The following is an 18,832-nucleotide window of genomic DNA, read 5'->3' on the forward strand; positions in this document are numbered from 1 at the left end:
GGTTTAGCGCTGGTCGGTTACTGGCTTGGTGAACGAGCGGATGAGCTTCAACGTGGAACTGTCGGAAGAGAAAACGGAATACAATCCCTGCTGTTCCATGGGTGGATCACCCATCCATTCGTCGCCTTTCTTTTTGAAGTCCTGTCCGGGTATGGGCCGCGCATCTCCGCCATAGGCCCAGAAATTTGCCCCGGCAATTACATCGCCTGTTTGTTTGTGTTTTAACCATTCGGAAAAAATCTGGCGGTAGTATTCATCACGGGTAGCAGTAGCCCCCTTGTGGGAATACACCATACTGTCTCGGTTCCAGCCGAATTCTTCTATTACTAACGGTTTCTTCAGTTTTCGCGCCAGTTGTACATGCTTCTCCACGTATTCCGCGCTCAGTTTGTAGGCGTTCTTCACCTGCTCTGTGGAATCCGTATGGGTGAACCAGCCCCAGTTTTTGGGCCAGATATGAATGGTGAGGTAGTCAACGTTCTTGTCCAGGTGAATGCGTTCGTACAATTCGTCGTCGGCGGTACCGATGGTGCCTTCGTGTCCCAGGGTCACCAGTTGTTTGGGCGCTTTCTTTTTGATGGCAGCTGAAACGTCGGCGATCCATTTCGCGTAAGCCTCATTGGCAGCCGGACGCATGGGACGCGGTTCGTTGGCGAGTTCCCAGGCCATGATGGTGGGGTCTTCCGTATATTTTTTACCGGTGAGGTGGTTGGTATGGTTCAGTACCACGTTCATGTGTTTGTTGTAATCTTCCAGGCAGGGTGCGCAGGAGTAGAATTTGCTCACCACATCGCGAAGTTCATCCCAATCCAGTTTTTTGCGGAAAGTTTCTTCGCTGATCACATTGTTCCACCGCAGGTATTGGATGAATCCACCGCTCCATTCCCAGTTGTTGCTGAAGAAAACGATAGCCTTCATATTTCTTTTCTTCATCTCCACCAGCAATATATCCAGCCCTTTCAACACCCCTTCATTAAACTTTCCTTTCTCCGGTTGCAGTGCCGGGCCCACACGTTCCACGCCCTGTACCAATCCTTCTCCTTCAGCGCCGGCCAATACCCGCAAATTTGTTACGCCCAGGGCTTTTAGCTGGTCCAGTTCCCGCCGGAGGCGGTTGATACCCCGGTTCAAATCTTTTTCCAGCGGAAGTAAAGAACCGTACCAGTAATTGGTGCCGATATAATAGTAGGGCTGACCGTTCAATATGAACTGGTGGTTACGTACGGTTACGAATTGTGCCTCCACGGAAGCAATGCCGGCCAGTAGCAGTGCCAATAACAGTAGTTTTTTCATCTTCAGATTTTCTCCAAATTTAGTTTGCTCCTTTTGTAAAGCGGTAGCGATGTGGTCAGTTATTTTATCCTTTCTGAAGCTATTTTACCAGCATGATATCATCGAAATGGAAGGTTTCATTCGCGTTATCCGGGCCATGTATCCTGAACCGGAGTACGGAGAAAGTTCCGGAAGGGGTTGCGCCCCAGAGTTTCGCTTCGGTAAGCGGAATCTTGAAATACTTCCAGGTATTGGCGGGGATGTCCACCTTATAGCCGAGTGATTCATTGTCTTTGTCGGGCTCCTGCTGAAGGGAATACACGTACAGGCTGTGGTCTGCGGAAGCGCCCTTTACCCAGAAGCTCAGGTATTTGTAGTCGGGTGAGTAGGCTACTCGGGGCCACCAGTTGGCGAATCCAATCAGGTGCCAGTTGCCTTTGGCGTAGGTTTTGGCCACGGATTTGGTTCCCGATTTGAATTCGGTGCTGGAAATAAAAGCGCCGTCGCCCCAGGAGTTGTCACTGAAATCAGGACCGTATGCGTCGGTGAAAATGAGCAGGGCCTTGTCGACGTTCACGAATTCCTGTGTGGTGGTTATTTTTCCGGAGGCGTTTGTGATGTCAAGCGTACCGCGGTTCATATTGGTAGCAGGCATATCTATCACCATTGTTTTTCTTGATTTTGAAACGATGGTGGCGGCGTCACTGGTGCCGGTAATGGTTACGGTGGAAACATCATCCAGGTTGTTGCCTGTAAGCGTAAGCCTGGTGCCTGCGGTGAAGTTGTAATTGGAAACATCTGAAACACTTGGAAGGGCGATTACGTTGAATGGCACCGACAATGTTTTCCCTGCGCTGTTGGTAAGAATGATGTGCTGCGGTCCGCCGAAAGCGGTATCAGGTACGCGGAAAAGAATGTTCTTATCGGTATTCAGCGTAGGCTGAACGGCTGTGGGCACATCCTGGTTGTCAAATACGATAGTGCGGATATCACCCAAACCCGCTCCTGAAAGGGTGAGCAGTGTACCGCCACCACCTTCGGTGGGCGTGATGGCCGTAAAGGTGGGCGTGCCTGGTGCGTTGTCGGGACGTCCATCCTCATCCTTTTTGCAGGAAATAAAGATGCAACAGAAAAGTATGGACAACGGAACGATTAGTTTATAAAAAGTGCTTGTGCGCATATTCAATATTTTTTGAAGATGATCAATAGTAGGGAACGGGATCTTTCGCCAGTTCAGGATCTTGTAATATCTCCCCCGCCGGGATGGGCAGGTACATCATTCTTTCCGTAAAGTTGGTCACGTAGAAGGGGTATTCTTTGTTGCCCCTATTCTGCGCTTCTATGATTTGTTTCGCTTTCGCGAAGCCCTGGCGCTGGATATCGAACCAGTAATCGCCTTCGAAAGCGAATTCCACCCTTCTTTCTTTCAGGATATCTTCGGCGGTAATGGATGTTTTTTCAGAAAGCTGCGCACGTTTCCGTACTTTATTGAATGCTTTCAAAGCCTCTGCATCGCTGGTGGAAGCGCTGGTACCCAATACGGCTTCCGCGTAAATCAGCAATACATCGGCGTAACGCAGTACCATGGTGTTGATGCCGGTATTCATACCTAATACAGCTTCTCCGCCGTATTTTTTACCGGGTCCCACAACGTATTTCGCGATGTTGGTACGCGTATCGTTTTTTTGTCCGCCCATGCCACCCGCGGGCTGGATGGTATCGTATTTATAACCGTTCGCCATAAATGAATTGTAGGTGCCGTTGGAAGATTGCGGCTTCCATTCCGCTTTGCTCCAGCCGTGCTCCATCATGGAACCTTTCCGGCGGATATCACCGAATTCGTAGGCGTCCTGAATATCCATGGATGGAATATAGAGTTCCCACATCGCCGCTTCATCGGTTTGCAGGTTGGATGGACCGCGATCCGGATTTTTCTGGTTCCCCGAACCCCATGGGTTGGAAGTAAGCTGGTGCTGGATGGAGAAAAGCGATTCAATATTGTTGTTGAAACTGCTCGAGTTGAACATACCTGCGTAGTCCTGCACCAGGTCGTGTTTGTTGGAGCTGATTACTTCCCAGGCTTTGGCCTTGGCCTTCTCATAATCTTTGTTGTAGAGGTAGAGTTTGGCCATCATGCCACGGGCGGAATTTTTAGTGAGCCTGCCGGGCACGGGATCGGTTTCGGGCAATCCGGCTTCCGCGGCCTGCAATTCTTCCAGCGCAAAGCGCAGTACATCCTGTTTCAGGTAGCGGGGAATATTGAAGTTGCCGGTTAACGCGGTTTGTCCTGGATCCGTTACAATAGGCGCGTGTCCCCAAATTCTCGCTATGAAGAAGTACACGGTTCCCCGGAAGAAATGACATTCAGCGATAGCGGGATCAAGAAAAGTAGCGTTCCCGCCCATGGCCTTTTTCTGTTCCAGCGCTTTCATGTATTCGCTGGTCCAGCCACCTATTTTGTAGAATACTTTCCAGGCATCGGCCACACGAACTGCGGTGGAGGCAAGGGTGAAGTTCAGGAATGGTGCATCGTCCGCATTGCCGCCGCCGGTGTATTCGTTGCCGGCCATCACATCGCCGATGGCATCCATGGCGCGGTTCTCGTAGCCGGACCAGGGTAAGCCGTAGAGTGTACTGGTCAGACTTCTTACTTCAGCTTCCGTGTTGTAAAAATTGGATAAAGTGGTACCATCGAGTGAACTGCGTTCTATAAAATCTTTTTTGCATGATGCCATCGTGATAGCCGCGATGCCCAGTGCGTAAAGCGTTGTTTTTTTCATAACTGCAATGTTTAAGCGGATGCAGGGAAATTAAAGTTCAATATTGGCGCCTACGGTGAAGGTGCGTGGAACGGGGTAGTGGCCCATGTCCACATTCATGAGGCGGATGTTGTTGTTGAAGGCACCGATTTCCGGATCAAGCCCGGTGTACTTCGTGAATGTTTTTAGGTTCTGTACCGAGGCGTAGAACCGTACGTTCGCGATACCGGCCTTCCCGATAATGGATTTGGGAAGCCTGTAGCCCAGTGTAATGTTTTGGATGCGGAGGTAGGAGCCATCTTCCACGTAGCGGTCGCTCATGGCGATGTTGTTCACCTGACCGATCACGTAACGGGGAACGGAGCCATCGGTATTGGAAGTGGTATAGCGGTCCATCACTGCTTTGGATTGGTTGAAATAGGCGTTGTCGTTCTTCTCCAGGCGCCAGCGGAGGAAGTTGAAAATTTTCGATCCCTGGTTGCCCTGGAGGAAGATGGACAGGTCAACGTCTTTGTAGGTGAAGCTGTTGGTAAGGCCGAAAGTGAATTTCGGCAGCGGGCTTCCGATATAAGTGATATCACTTGCGTCAATGATGCCGTCGGGTTTGCCATTGGGGCCGCTGATGTCCTTGAAGCGAACATCGCCGAACCAGGTTTCCGATTCTTTTACGGTATAACCGAATTGCGGCATACTATTATCGAGGTCTTCCTGTGTGCGGAAAAGTCCATCGGTTACAAGTCCGAAGAAAGAACCTACCGCATAACCGGGATTGGTATAGGTAAGGGTGTAGTTGTCGAAATACACGCGTCCGGTAAGGCCGGCGGTGGAATTCGCCATTTTGTCGAGTTTATTTTTGAAGTGGGAGAAAATGAGGTTGGTTCTCCAGGTGAAATTTTCTTTGCGGATATTTTGGGAGTTGATGCTGATATCGATACCGGTATTGGACATTTGTCCGTCATTCCCGATGGGTGCTTTCAGGTCATCCCACTGATCGCCTACGCCAATAAGTCTTGGGCCGGTGAGGAACAGCAACATATCTTTGGTGGTTTTCCGGTATACATCTACCGTAAGATCGATGCGGTTGTTGAGGAACGACGCGTCGATACCGAGGTTCTTCGTTTCCACGGATTCCCAACTGAGGTCCGGGTTGGTGATGCCGTTGAGGTAGCTGGAATTGCCGAATCCTACGGGGCCGGGCCAGAAGCCGATGGCGGAAGTATAGGGTGGGTTCTGTGCGCCGCTGGGCAGGTTCTGGTTGCCTACAAGTCCATAGCCCAAACGGATTTTCAGGTTATTGACCGTGTTGGTGATGTTCGCGGCGAAACGTTCGTTGGTGAGCGTCCAGGCGAAAGATGCACCGGGGAAGTAGCCCCATTTGTTGTTCGGTCCGAAGTTGGAGGAGCCATCAGCCCTGATACTTAGGGAAAGCGCATAGCGGTTATCGTAAGCATAGGTGCCTCTTGCGAAATAGGATTCCATGGCCCACTGGTTCTTTCCTCCGTTCAGTTCCCAGGTTTCCTTGTCGCTGTTGCCGCTGTTCAGGTCGAGAATATTGTTCTGAAGGTCTACTTTTTTACCGCCGATCTCTTCGTAATAAGAGTATTGTGCTTCGTGGCCCGCTGTGGCGGTGATGCCGTGTTTACCGAAGTACTTGTTGTAATTTACATAGTTCCTGAGCGCATAATAGTAGCTGTTACCTCTTCTGTCGAAAAGCTGGCTTTGCAGCGCCCGTGTGCCGATATTGCCGGAACGCTGGTAGGCGAGGTTGTTGTTCAACCCAAGAGAATAGGAAACTTCGTTCCTGAAACTGAAGTTTTTGAGGAAGAGGATTTCAGCGTAGATGTTGCCGAACACCTGTGTATTCGTGAGTTTGGTACCCCTGAAATGGCTTTCCGCGATGGGATTCCCGATATCAGGACGGAAGCCGCCCATATCCGTACTGTTGCCTGCACCCCAGGTACCGTCCAGGTTTTTGAGTGGTGTGAGCGGATTGAGGATGGTGGCATCGAATATCGCGCCGGGTGCCGCATCCGCCAGCGTGATGTTCTGGATGCTGCGGGAAGCATTCGCGCTTACACCCATTTTCAACCAGTTCTTCAGTTGATGATCGAGGTTGAAACGGGTGGAATATCTTTTGAAATCGGATCCCAGCAAAGTGCCTGTCTGGTCGAAATAGTTCATAGACAAATAGTAATTCGTTTTGTCTTTTCCGCCCGAGAAACTCAGTTGGTGGTTCTGGATCTGACCGGTGCGGAACATCGCCTCCTGCCAATCGGTACCTTCACCCAGGAGTTCAGGGTTGGTGAACTCTTCTATGGGATTAACGGCCACTTCATTGTGGTACTGCGCGAACTCTCGGAGGTTCATCAGGTCGAGCCGGTTAGCTATTCTGGCCTGACCAACATATACATCGTAGTTGATCTTACCTTCTCCTTTTTTCCCTTTCTTGGTGGTGATGAGAATCACGCCATTGGCGGCCTGTGATCCGTAAATGGCCTGTGCTGACGCATCTTTCAGGATATCCACCGACTCAATATCGTTGGGGTTGAGGGTGGCCATCACGCTATTGCCGGTTTGCCCATCGGCACCGCCAAGACCTGCAAAACCCGCGCTGGAACGTGTATTGCTGAAGAAAGGAACGCCATCTATTACAATCAGCGGATCGTTGCTGTTAATGGTGGTAACACCGCGTACTTTCACAGAAACGCCGCCACCGGGCTGACCGGTGTTGTTGGTAACGGTAACCCCGGCTACTTTTCCCTGCAGTGCCTGATCGATACCCGAAACCGGAAGGTCCTTGATGTCCTTTTCTGTAACGGTGGAAATGGAGGAACTGATGTCGCCACGGCGTCTCGTGCCGTAACCGATCACCACCACCTCGTTCATTTTGTCTTCGGCCACATTCAGTGTTACAAGGATATTCGAACGGTTTCCAATCGCGATATCCTGCGTACGCATGCCCACATAAGAAATGGAGAGTGTGGTGGTGGCTTGTGGAAGGGTAATGCTGAAGGCGCCGTTTGCATTACTGGTTACCGACTTTTTCTGCCCCTTTGCGCTAACGGTGGCATTGGCGAGCGGTGTGCCTTTTTCATCGGATATGATCCCGGTTATAACCTTTTCCTGCGCATAGGAAAGAAGGAGGATAAAAACGCCGCATAGCGTAAGTATCACTCTTCGTAATGAAGAATTTCTCATATAGCAATCGTGTTTGAACCAAATGTATCCGTATTCCGGGGAAAATAATGATACTTATTTAGCAGATATGAATGAAAATTCAATCCTTAAAAATTCGAAAGCCGATTTATATTCTTAAATAGTTGATTGTTATTACTTTATATTTTAATCATTATAATCGATGAATAATACTTTTTTACTGAAAGGAAATACTTTTTTATACCTTCATTAGCGGTTAAGCTTGCAATATGATGAAAACAGAACTGCTGAGGGAAATTACCCCACTCACCCAAAGTGATTGTTTTACGGTGTTCTCACGCACCAAGAACAAGTTCGATTTCCCCTTGCATTACCACCAGGAGTTTGAACTGAACTTCATATGGAACGCGCCAGGGGCGAAACGGATGATCGGGGATCACATTGAAGAGATAGAAGATATTGAACTGGTACTGGTGGGACCGGATCTGCAACATGGCTGGTTCACACACAAGTGTACCAGCGCGCAGATCAAGGAGGTGACCATCCAGTTTCACCGCAACTTGTTCGACGAACATTTCCTGCAACGCAACCAGATGAGTTTTATCCGCGCGATGTTTGAGCGCTCCCTGAGAGGCATTCTTTTCTCCCGCGAAACCACCACGGCCATTATGCCGCGTTTAATGGAACTGCCGCAGAAGCATGGATTTGATTCGGTACTGGAGCTGATGTCGATCCTGCACGACCTGTCCATTTCCCGGAACATGCGCACCTTGTCGGATGTTTCTTTCAGCAACATGGAATCGTTCAGTTTCAACAGCCGCCGGGTGAAGGAAGTAATGCATTACCTGAATGCGCATTTCGATAAAAATGTAACCCTATCCGAATGTGCCCGCCTGGCAGCGATGACGGATGTGGCTTTCAGCCGTTTTTTCAAGGCACGGACCGGGAAAACTTTTATTGACACTTTAAATGATATCCGCCTGGGGCACGCTTCGCGGATGTTGATAGAAACCACACAAAGTGTGAACGAGATCGCCTACAAATGCGGTTTCAATAACATGTCGAATTTCAACCGCATCTTCCGGAAGAAAAAAGATTGTACTCCCCGCGATTTCAGGGAAGCCTACACCTCTACCGGCGTGCGGGCTTTTTTCTGATCAGTTTGCCAATGCGGGAACAAGGAAGGAGAAGCGGCTGCCTTTTCCTTTTTCGCTTTCAATAAAAAGCCTTCCATTGTTCTTCGCGAGGTATTCACGGCAGAGTAGCAGTCCAAGTCCTGAACCCTGTTCGCTGGAAGTACCCTCAACTGTAAATTGTTCTCCCTTCATCAATAGTTCGACTTCCTCGGCGCTCATCCCTTTTCCCTGGTCCTGAACAAAAACACGGACCATTTTTCCTTCTGCGCTGGCGCCAATCTCAATGAAACTGTCTTCCGGACTGAATTTGATGGCGTTGGATATAAGGTTGCGCAGTACCAGATGAACGGAGTCGGGGTCCGCGAAAACCGGTGGACAGGCGGCGATTTTATTTTCGAGCCGGATTCTTTTGTTTTCGGCCTGCAGGCGCATCAGCATCAAAACCTGTTCTGTCATTTCTTTTACATCAACGCGGGAAGGATGTATTTCCGAGGCGGTGATCTGTGCCTTCGACCAGGTGAGCAGGTTTTCGAGCAGGTTTGTGGTATAGTTGAGGTCGTTTACAATATCGGGCAATGCTTTTTTTACATCTTCTCCCGAGAAATCGTACTGACGGGCCATGGTGAAGTAATTGCGTAAAGCGTAAACCGGGTTGCGGAGATCGTGGGACACGATGGAGAAAAGTTTGTTTTTCAGCTTGTTCAGTTCCGCCAGTTCCTGGGTCTGTACTTCAAGCCGGTCGGCTTTTTCACGTATTTCCTGGGCCTGTTTCCTGATTTCAACATTTCTGGATGCGAGTTTTCTTGCCTGTTGTTTGAGCTGACTTTCAAAGGAAACTGTTTCGTTTTTGATCAGGAACAATGCGTAAAAAATAAGGAATCCAGCAAGAATCTGGTTAGCGATAAAAAATGCAGGGTTGATGTCTACTAACCTGATGGAGCCTTGTTGCGGAAGTATTTGAGAGAGAAGGTAACCAAGAAAACAATAGGAACAGGTAAGAATTACCGTTTTAAGCCTGTTTAAAAAGAATACGGAGAGGACGCCATATAAGATGAAGAATAACTCCAGGCCAAGATCCGTTTGCCTGAAATACATAAGCGCCGTAAAAAGCGGGTAAAAGAGAAAATAGAGGGTGAAAGCGGCGGCGTGCTTTTTTTTACCTGTAAGCCATAAAACGATGGAACTGATGGGAACAGGCGAGAAAGCTACCACCCACGCCTCCCAGGGCAGTTCATCATGATTCAGAATACCTGCCAATGGGATGAAGAGGCCCGTCAGCAGGCCGAAAATATTCAGGATATTAAATATGCGCAGTTTTCTACGCATGTATTCGGGAAGATCAGGCGCGTTCCCCCATGAGGAAACCTGGTCGTTCAACGCTTCCAGTCGGTTCATACGGTCAGATGTTGGTGGGTTTGGTCCACAGGATAGGTTGCTTCCAGGATAAGGCGCTATTTCATGGGATAAACGAAATATACAGGGTTTTGTCCGAATCGTAAAACATTCAGTGTTTATTATACACTTTTTTCAGTGTTTATACTTAGGATATACGGTGATTTTCTCCCAGAGGATTTTGAAACCGTATTCAAACGGCATCTATCTTTGGTGCATGGTATTCCCGGAATTGTTAAGTATCGTTTTGCTGGCGCTGCTGCTACTGGTGGTGGTGGGCTGGTGGCGGGCAACCGCAAAATGGAGTGAAAAGTTGTTGCACGCGGAAAAGGCGTTGGCAGAAACGAATGTATTATTGGAAGAAAAGGAGAGGAAACTGCGGGAACTAGACCTGAAGCAGGATTTCCGTACGCTTGCGGGTGAAGTGCTGGAGGAAAAAGCGGCGCAGTTCAACAGGGTGCAGGAAACACAACTGAGGTTTATGCTGGAACCGGTACAGCAACAGATCAACCAGTTCCGCCAGGACCTTGACGTCCGCTTAAAGTACGATGCGGGTGACCGGATATCACTGCGCGAACAGATCCGCCAGATGATGGAATTGAACCACACCCTGAGTGAACAGGCCAATAGCCTTACGAACGCCTTGCGTGGCCAGAACAAAACCCAGGGCAACTGGGGAGAGATGATCCTTGAAAGTATCCTGGAACATGCGGGCCTGCAGAAGCAGGTACACTATTTTGTGCAGGAGCGGCACGAGAACCTGGAAGGAAAGCTTATCCAGCCTGATGTGATCGTGCGGTACCCGGATAAGCGTGCCGTGGTGATCGATTCGAAAGTGTCATTGCTGGCCTATGAACAATGGTGCAACGCCGCAACGAAAGAAGACAGGGATGAATCGGCCAGGAATTTGGTCCGCTCCATGCGTGCCCATGCTGATGGATTATCCCTAAGGTCCTACCAGGATGTGGTGAACAGCCTGGACTTTGTAATGATGTTCGTACCCGTGGAAGGGGCGTATATCGCGGCGTTGCAAACGGATCCGGCGTTGTGGCAATACACCTACTCAAAAAAGGTATTGCTGATCAGTCCTACCAACCTGCTCGCCGCGATGAAACTGATCTATGATATCTGGCAGAACGACGCCATACATACCCATGCGCTCGAAATCGCTGAACGCGCCGGCAGGATGTATGATAAACTGGCTGGCTTCGTGGAGAACGTGGATAGAGTAGGCGCACAGCTGGATAAGGCGAAGCAGCAGTGGGAAGATGCGCGGAAGCAACTGGGTTCGGGTAAAGGAAACCTGTTGTCGCAGGCGGAACAACTCCGGCAGTTAGGGATCAAAAACAATAAACGCCTCCCGGAGGCGGGAGACGTTTAGGTTTAGTTGTAAATTTTATCGATCACGTCGGCATATTTTTCAAGGATCACTTTTCGTTTGAGTTTAAGGGTGGGCGTTAGTTCACCGCTTTCCACCGTCCATTCTTTGGGAAGGAGCTCTACTTTTTTGATCTGTTCCACATGGTTGAAAAGTTTGTTGTAACGTTCAACGGTGTCTTTGATCTGCTCCACCACTTCCGGATCTTTGATGACGGCTTCATTACCCGGATAAGTGCGTCCTTTTTGTTTGTACTGCTCGCGCAGGATGTTGAAGGCCGGCACAATGAGGGCTGATGGGAACTTTTGCCCGGCGCCCACCACCATGATCTGTTCGATCATGCGGGACTCTTTCATTTTGTTCTCAATGGGTTGAGGCGCTACATATTTACCGCCGGAGGTTTTGAAGATTTCTTTCTTCCGGTCTGTGATCTTGAGGAAGCGGTCGTCTATTATGCAGCCGATATCACCGGTATGGAACCACCCGTCGGTGATCACTTCTGCGGTGAGGTCGGGACGTTTGTAGTAACCCATCATCACATTGTCACCTTTGCAGCAGATTTCACCGTCTTCTTCGAATTTGACGTCGACGCCTTTAATCAGCGGACCAACGGTACCGAACATCCGGTTCTGCTCTTTAAACCTGTTCACGCTGATCACTGGGGAGGTTTCTGTTAAGCCGTATCCTTCCATGACCACGATCTCGCCGGAAGTGAAGATTTTCAGCAGTTTTACCTGGCAGGCCGCAGCCCCGGTCACAATAGCTTTGATGTTGCCGCCCAGGGCTTCCTGCCATTTGCTGAAGATCAGTTCCCGGGCGATCTTTAATTGCAGATTGTACCACCAGCCCTGGTTGGTGTTGAGTTCGAACCGGGTACCGAGTCCGAGCGCCCAGAAAAAAAGTGCTTTCTTGATGCCCTTCAGTTCCTGCGCTTTGGCCATGATCTTTTCGTAGGTCTTTTCCAGTAAACGGGGAACAGTGGTGAACACGGCGGGTTTAACTTCTTTCAGGTTGTCGCCGATGGTCTCCATGCTTTCCGCATAATAAATGGAAATGCCGGTATACAGGAAAACGTAGGTGACCATCTTCTCGAAGATGTGGTTCAGGGGCAGGAAACTCAGTGCCCGCTGTCCGCGGATATCAATTTCATCGAATACCTCCAGGCAGTTCATCACATTGCTCAGGATGTTTTTGTGGCTCAGCATAACGCCTTTAGGGGTACCCGTGGTGCCTGAAGTATAAATGATGGTAGCGAGGTCCTCGTATCCGATCTGTGCGGTTCTGCGGGAGATTTCAGCCAGACTTTCAGGCGTGGCTTTATCGAGTAAAGTGGCCCAATGTACCGCTCCTTCCACATGTTCGAAAGTATAGATATGTTGGAGGTTGGGAAGTCTTTCCCGGATGCTTTGCACCTTTTCAAAAAGATCTGCATCGTTCACGAAGATCATTTTTACTTCCGCGTCGTTCAGTACGAACTCCAGTTCCTGGAGGTTAATGGTGGGATAGATGGGAGCCAGTACAGCGCCTGTTTGCTGCACGGCAAGGTCCACGATCATCCATTCCGGCCGGTTTTTAGAGATGATGGCGACCTTATCCCTGCGTTCAATGCTCATATCATGACCGGAAACACCTTCGGCGATTAGTCCCGCTGCCAGCTGTTCCACGGTATCATGTACTTCCTGCGTGCTGAATTTCCGCCACTGTCCGTTGTATTTTCCGGCCAGCATGGCCTCTTGCGGAGCGTTCTCTAATTGCCAGGCAATGCAATCGAATAGTCTTTGGGGCTTCATATCAATCGTTCTTGATGAATAATCTTTGGCTTCTTATATCGGTCCGTCATCTGTATTGAATTTACGGGAAATTTATTGAAAAAGGAAATCTCAGTGGCCTGTTGCGCAATTTTGAAAATGAGCTTTTGAACTATTAACAATGCTGATGTTCCGGAAATGAATTGGCGCGGCTATGCTTCCCGGGGCACAAAATAAAAAGGGCGCATCATGATGTTGATGCGCCCTCTCAGGTCAGTATATCGGAAAAATTATTGCTTGGTAGCCTTGATGTTCAATTTGATGTTCACTTCCGGACGAATGAACTTATCGCCCAAAGATTTATCGTTACCATAGAACAGGCCCCATTGTGTTCTGTCGATATTGAAGTTGGCCGTTGCGGTGGCTTCAGTCTCGCTCAGGGTAACTTTCGCTGGGAAGGTTACATTCTTGGTACTGTCTTTCAGAGTAAGGTTACCACTGATTTTGTGGGTGGAAATGCTGTCGCCGGTAAGCGGTTCAACACTGGAAATTTCAAATTTTGCAGTGGGGTACTTAGCAACGTCCAGGAAATCGGCACTTTTCAGGTGGCCTTCCAGTTTTTCTTTTCCATCTTCTGGTTTCAGGTCCAGGTCTGTAAGAGAGTTCACGTCAATTACAAAGCTTCCGCCTGTGATGTTGCCATTCTCTACGGCAAAAGAACCTGAACTGATCTTCATGGTACCATTGTGCTGGCCAACGGGTTTTGTACCCAGCCATTCCACGGTACTGGTGGTGTCTATCGCGAAATTCGCGCCGGTAGCAACGGCTGCGGCAGTAGAGTCTCCTGTAGCGGCTTTGTCTGCGTCAGGAGCGTTGTTGCAGGATGCCATAATGGCGATTACGGCAACGGGAAAAAGAACTTGCTTCATGGTTGATTATTTTCGGTTTTGTAACAGCAAAAGTAATGGAAAGTTTAATTCAGTGTTTGAACATTGAAAATAAATTTTGTTAAACCTTCCAAACCTGGTTTCCAAATTCCGTACCAACGATGAGGGATGATTGAGAGGATACCTATTTATAATATTGCCCTTCGGGCACTTTGAAGACTCTCCCGCGCTGAAACTTTGTAAAATCAGCGGCTTCTTTGGCATGCGTTTGTGTCCACCGCTGGTATTGATCGAGGTTGTCGGCAGCGCCGAAAATCCATTGGTTGTACGCTTCAAACAATCCTTCACGCAGCAACTGCCGGTGGTAATCAAACAGGCGGAAGGGAAATTTTTGTTCGTTGGTATGGTACCATTGGAGGATAAACCTGGTTCGGATCATGCTGAGTACATCCGGGTGGATGCCTTTGGTGACAAGACTGGTCTGCTGTTGCATGGCGGAAAGGTATGCCTCTGCGAAAGCGTTCTTATTGGCGAATTTCGTAAGATCGGTTTCCACGAAAAGCTTTTTATAACCTTCCAGCAGCATGTTCTTTACTTCAGCGGTGCGGGCGGAAAAACTTTCGAGGTTCACGAAAATCTCACCGTAAATAAGTCCCCACACCTTTTCAGTAGTGAAGTAATAGTATTTCGCCGCATGGTAATAATTCATGGGATAGGATGGGGCCGATTGAATGCCTTTTTCCCAGTATTTGATGGCGGAAAAATCCTGTTTGGCATAAAGCCACTCGCCGTATTCACTGTTCAGTGGTCCGCTTTCAGGGAATTTTTTCAGGGCTTTTTTGTAGAGTTTGTCTACCTCCTTTACATCTTCAAAAGATTTAATAATGTTGCCTGCCACCTGGAACGTTATTTCATCGGCATCCGGTTTATCCGTGAGCGGCATGATGATTTCCCTGGCCTTTTTGATATCGCCCTGAAGGTTATAATTGTAAGCGAGATCCCGTTGTAATGTATGGTCATTTGGTGCAATAGATACTGCCCTGTTCAAAACCAGTATCGCGTTGGCGTAATCGCGCTGGCGCGTGAAGGTGCGAGCGGTTTCAGCGAGTTCCTGCACCGATTGGGAGAACGCGTGGGAAGATAATATGCACAGCAACAGAAGTAAGCCTTTGTATTTCATAGGGTGTGAAGTTATGAAAATTGCTGGTTCAGCCGTGAATGGGTAAGGTGGTGATGTGGATGAAAGAGGAACCGGGTATGCCGTCGGGTTTTAATAACACGAAAAAGACTGTACCAGGTTAGATACAGTCTCTTTTGTTTAGTTATATTTTGCTCCCGAAACAGGTGCGCAGAGGAATCTTAATGGTTCCGAAAAATCCAAAGCGTTGTGCTTTACATTTTTCTTCGGAAGCCATGCCTAATAGATCAGGTGCGTCAGCAATCCATCTCTCAGTTTAGGTTCGAACCAGGTGCTTTTCGGTGGCATCACCTCTCCGTTATCGGAAATATCGAAAAGTTGCTGGATGGAAACGGGATAAAGACTAAAGGCGATGGCCATTTCGCCACTGTTCACTCTTTTTTCCAGTTCCTGTACACCACGGATACCGCCAACGAAATCGATGCGTTTATCGGTACGCTGGTCCACGATGCCCAGTATGGGAGAAAGTACTTTTTCCTGCAGAATAGTGACATCCAGTATGCCGATCGGATCCTCCGTGAAGGAACCAGGTTTGGCGGTAAGGGTATACCATTTACCACCGAGGTACATGCCGAACGTATGCAACGCTGTTGGTTTTACCGCTTCATTGGCGGGCGCGACAGTAAAATGATCTTCCAGTTTTTTAAGCAGTTCATCGGCTGTAAGTCCGTTCAGGTCTTTCACGACCCTGTTGTAATCCAGGATAGCGAGTTGACTGGCCGGGAACAGCGTGGTGAGGAAGAAATCGGCTTCCGGTGTTGATTTGTTCCCCAATGCCGCACGAACTTTAGCGGCCGAAGCGGCACGGTGGTGACCATCGGCAATATAAGTGCAGGGAACTTTCGCGCCAAACAGATCGGTGATGTTCTGAATGGTCTTATCATCATTGATCACCCAGATGGTATGTTGGATCTGATCTTCAGCCACAAAATCGTACACGGGCGATTTGTCTTTTTTCCACTTTTCGATCAGTTCATCAATCTCGTCCACATTGCGGTAGGCCAGGAATACATTGCCTGTTTGCGCGCCTGATGTTTTGATGTGGTTGATGCGGTCCTGTTCTTTTTCAGGGCGGGTGAATTCGTGTTTTTTGATGATGTCGTTCTCGTAATCGTCCACGGAGCTGCCGCATACCAAACCGGTCTGGCTGCGTCCGTTCATGATCAACTGGTAGATATAATAGCAGGGCTTGTTCTCTCTGAAGAGCACATCGCGCTGGATAAAAGCCTCGAGGTTCTGTTTGGCTTTATCGTAAACGGGTTGGGAGTGAATGTCGGTGTCTTCCGGCAGACTGATCTCAGATTTGGTAATGTGCAAAAAAGAATAAGGGTTGCCCTGCGCTTCTACTTTCGCTTCCTGGCTGTTCAGTACATCGTAGGGGCGCGACGCTACCTGTCGGGCATACTGAGCCTGTGGTCTGAGGGCTTTAAAAGGAGCAATATTGGCCATAGTGTTGTTTTGAGAATGGAAAACTTTTTCAGCGGGTAAACATAATGATTTTTAGCCTTTCCGGTCGGCGAAATGGCGCATCACTTCTGTCAGGACCTGTACACTGCTCAATGGCAATGCGTTGTAAAGAGAGGCGCGGAACCCGCCTACACTTCTGTGTCCCTTAATGCCGACGATACCTTCTTTTTTGCAGGTGTCCAGGAATTCTTTTTCTGCTTCCGGGTCATCCATAACGAAGATTACGTTCATCAGGCTGCGGTCCTCTTTCACAACGGTTGGCCTGAACAGGGGAAGTGCATCCAGTGTATTGTAAAGTAGCGTTGCCTTTTCATTGTTTCTCTTTTCTATGGCCGGAACGCCACCCTGTGCTTTTAACCACCGGAGCGTAAGCATGCAAACATAGATCGCGAATACAGGTGGTGTGTTCAGCATGGAACCATTACTGATGTGTTGCTGGTAATCGAGCATGGTGGGAATGGTCCGGCCTGTTTTTCCCAGGCATTTCTTATCAACGATCACCATGTTCACGCCTGCCGCGCCTACATTCTTCTGCGCACCGGCATAGATAAGATCGAATTGATTAAAATCCATCACCCTGCTCATGATGTCACTGCTCATGTCCGCCACCAGGGGGAAGGGTACATCGGGAACGAAGTGCATCTGGGTTCCTTCAACGGTATTATTGGTCGTATAGTGGAAATAGGCCGCCGTCTCCGGCAGTTGCCAGTCGCGTTGGATATAAGTGTAGTTTTTGTCTTTAGAACTGCCGGCCACCACTACGTTGCCGAAATGCTTTGCTTCCTTGATGGCTTTGGAACCCCATACACCTCCATCGAGGTAAACCGCTGTTCCGTCCTGGGGAAGCAGGTTCATGGGCACCTGCATGAATTGTGTGGAGGCGCCGCCGTGCAGGAACAATACTTCCTTGTCCGCATTCAGTTGCATCAGTTCCTTCGTGAGCGATACGGCTTCATCGAGTACCGGTTGGAACAGGTTTGTCCGGTGTCCGATCTCCAGGATGGATAGTCCTGTCCCGTTAAAATTAAGAATGGCTTCAGACGCCTGTTTGAAAACTTCAGCTGGCAGAATAGATGGCCCCGCGTTAAAATTGTGTACCATAAATTTTAGGTCAAAAGAACTGTTTGTCAAAACATGCCTCTGATAATCAGTTCATTGAAAACTTCGGCTGTTCAGGTTAATAATGGCGGCAGGAAATACAACGGCGGGCCAAAGATAAAGTATTGCCCAAAAAATCCGGGGCAATTTTTATGATCTTCCATCAATGGCAGCCAGCTCCCGCCAATGGTGTTTTCCAAAAAGCCTGAAGGGTTTCCATTTCTTTTCTTTCCGCCTCCGACCAGGCGGGTTTTTCCAGCATAGAAAGATCGGGTTGCCCGGCTTCTGTCCAGGCCGTGATCCAGAAGGAGGCCACTGCATGGATGGAGGACCTTAGTCTTCGCTCCACCATGCCATTCAGGCTTTTATTGTATTGAATGCTATAGTCTGAACTGTATTGCTTGATCAGCTGCCCGTTTCTGAACTCAAAAGCGAATTTTCTTTCCTGCGGAAAAGAGCGGTTCAGCAGTGCTTCTAAGTTTAATACACTATCTGCCGCACCCGCGCTCTCCAATACAAACTGCCAGGTAAAACGAAAAGGATCTTCTATGTAGAAACCTTTCCCGGTAAGCAGGTCCCATTCCGTTTCAGCCAGCAGTTCGGGGATCCTGGATTCCCAGAATGCATGGATGCCGTGTTGATTTGTTTTTTGCCCGTTGTGGTTGCTGCTGGTGTGCAAGGGCACGTGCGCGTCGGCGATATAGTGACCCAGTTCGGCCGCCGTTTTCAGGATGTTCACCGGGTCCTTGTTGCTGAAGGCTTTGGTTAGCCTGGCCAGCATGGTTTGGATCCACCAGGGTACAATGCCGTGCGCGTTCAGGATATCCTGCCCGAATTTTTCGCTGGCCGCGGTCCATTTCCTGGGTAGGGAATCGAAAGGATAAGTACCATAATGGTCCAGGTCAATGTAGTGGCGGGGCCCTTCCTCCTGCACCATGTATCTTCTGCTGTCCGGTGCCGTGGCCCTTTCTTCGAGGTAGCCGATGTGCGGTTTGAAGAATACGATCATTTCAGGCGGAAGGAGGAATACCGCATGCTTGTTGATCAAACGGTGCGCATAAAAGCCCCAGGCCATAAGATCGGAGTGGACCCACAAAATAAAACAGCAACAGATCAGTATTTTTTTCATGCCCCAAAGATCGTTTGCGATGGAGTAGGAGGCAATCGTGAAATAACGGTGTTGAAGGGAGAAAACAACGGTATTCTTTCTGTTGAAAACACCTGAATTTTCAGCAACCAAAGTTGGAAAATCTTTCAGGGGGCGGGTTTTATAAAAAAAGCAGGAAGGTCCTCCATAATAGGAAGTCTTCCTGCATTCAAATTTTTGTCTACGCTATGTTA

Annotated in this window: 13 protein-coding genes; 2 read left to right on the top strand and 11 right to left on the bottom strand. The window is 48.9% G+C overall.

Annotated elements, in window-relative coordinates:
• Nucleotides 1–3 precede the first annotated feature (3 nt).
• The 4 genes from M4J38_RS18895 to M4J38_RS18910 form a co-directional block, all read right to left on the bottom strand.
• The gene (locus M4J38_RS18895; RefSeq protein ID WP_251761371.1) at nucleotides 4–1,293 is read right to left on the bottom strand and encodes a cellulase family glycosylhydrolase; all 1,290 of its coding nucleotides are present in this window, start codon (nucleotides 1,291–1,293) and stop codon (nucleotides 4–6) included.
• A 79-nt stretch (nucleotides 1,294–1,372) separates the two neighbouring features.
• Nucleotides 1,373–2,452, bottom strand: coding sequence for an IPT/TIG domain-containing protein (locus M4J38_RS18900; RefSeq protein WP_251761372.1), 1,080 nt, complete (start codon nucleotides 2,450–2,452; stop codon nucleotides 1,373–1,375).
• Nucleotides 2,453–2,474: 22 nt separating this feature from the next.
• Nucleotides 2,475–4,052, bottom strand: coding sequence for a RagB/SusD family nutrient uptake outer membrane protein (locus M4J38_RS18905; protein ID WP_251761373.1), 1,578 nt, complete (start codon nucleotides 4,050–4,052; stop codon nucleotides 2,475–2,477).
• Nucleotides 4,053–4,082: 30 nt separating this feature from the next.
• Nucleotides 4,083–7,229: a TonB-dependent receptor gene (locus tag M4J38_RS18910; protein ID WP_251761374.1), complete on the bottom strand. Its 3,147-nt coding sequence runs from the start codon at nucleotides 7,227–7,229 to the stop codon at nucleotides 4,083–4,085.
• 227 nt (nucleotides 7,230–7,456) lie between these two features.
• Here M4J38_RS18910 and M4J38_RS18915 point away from each other — a divergent pair, with 227 nt between their 5' ends.
• A complete protein-coding gene (locus tag M4J38_RS18915; RefSeq protein ID WP_251761375.1) occupies nucleotides 7,457–8,344 on the top strand; it encodes an AraC family transcriptional regulator in 888 nt (295 codons plus the stop codon).
• On the opposite strand, the gene M4J38_RS18920 is transcribed toward M4J38_RS18915, so the two are convergent.
• Nucleotides 8,345–9,718 carry a sensor histidine kinase KdpD gene (locus tag M4J38_RS18920; RefSeq protein ID WP_251761376.1) on the bottom strand — a complete coding sequence of 458 codons (1,374 nt, stop codon included), beginning with the start codon at nucleotides 9,716–9,718 and terminating at the stop codon, nucleotides 8,345–8,347.
• A 178-nt stretch (nucleotides 9,719–9,896) separates the two neighbouring features.
• On the opposite strand from M4J38_RS18920, the gene M4J38_RS18925 reads away from it, so the two are divergent.
• Nucleotides 9,897–11,096 carry a DNA recombination protein RmuC gene (locus tag M4J38_RS18925; RefSeq protein WP_251761377.1) on the top strand — a complete coding sequence of 400 codons (1,200 nt, stop codon included), beginning with the start codon at nucleotides 9,897–9,899 and terminating at the stop codon, nucleotides 11,094–11,096.
• A gap of 2 nt (nucleotides 11,097–11,098) precedes the next feature.
• Here the strand turns inward: M4J38_RS18925 and M4J38_RS18930 are convergent, their stop codons facing one another.
• The 6 genes from M4J38_RS18930 to M4J38_RS18955 form a co-directional block, all read right to left on the bottom strand.
• Nucleotides 11,099–12,883 (bottom strand): long-chain fatty acid--CoA ligase, encoded by a 1,785-nt coding sequence (locus M4J38_RS18930; RefSeq protein ID WP_251761378.1) that lies wholly within the window; start codon nucleotides 12,881–12,883, stop codon nucleotides 11,099–11,101.
• Nucleotides 12,884–13,131: 248 nt separating this feature from the next.
• Nucleotides 13,132–13,770, bottom strand: coding sequence for a YceI family protein (locus M4J38_RS18935; protein ID WP_251761379.1), 639 nt, complete (start codon nucleotides 13,768–13,770; stop codon nucleotides 13,132–13,134).
• A 142-nt stretch (nucleotides 13,771–13,912) separates the two neighbouring features.
• Nucleotides 13,913–14,908 (bottom strand): lipopolysaccharide assembly protein LapB, encoded by a 996-nt coding sequence (locus M4J38_RS18940; protein ID WP_251761380.1) that lies wholly within the window; start codon nucleotides 14,906–14,908, stop codon nucleotides 13,913–13,915.
• 237 nt (nucleotides 14,909–15,145) lie between these two features.
• Nucleotides 15,146–16,375 carry a DUF1015 domain-containing protein gene (locus M4J38_RS18945; protein WP_251761381.1) on the bottom strand — a complete coding sequence of 410 codons (1,230 nt, stop codon included), beginning with the start codon at nucleotides 16,373–16,375 and terminating at the stop codon, nucleotides 15,146–15,148.
• Nucleotides 16,376–16,426: 51 nt separating this feature from the next.
• Complete coding sequence (serC, locus tag M4J38_RS18950; RefSeq protein ID WP_251761382.1) at nucleotides 16,427–17,494, bottom strand: 3-phosphoserine/phosphohydroxythreonine transaminase; 1,068 nt, start codon at nucleotides 17,492–17,494, stop codon at nucleotides 16,427–16,429.
• 160 nt (nucleotides 17,495–17,654) lie between these two features.
• A complete protein-coding gene (locus M4J38_RS18955) occupies nucleotides 17,655–18,731 on the bottom strand; it encodes a zinc dependent phospholipase C family protein (protein ID WP_251761383.1) in 1,077 nt (358 codons plus the stop codon).
• Nucleotides 18,732–18,832 lie beyond the last annotated feature (101 nt).

The sequence above is a fragment of the Parasegetibacter sp. NRK P23 genome (genome assembly GCF_023721715.1).
Taxonomy (GTDB): Bacteria; Bacteroidota; Bacteroidia; order Chitinophagales; family Chitinophagaceae; genus Parasegetibacter.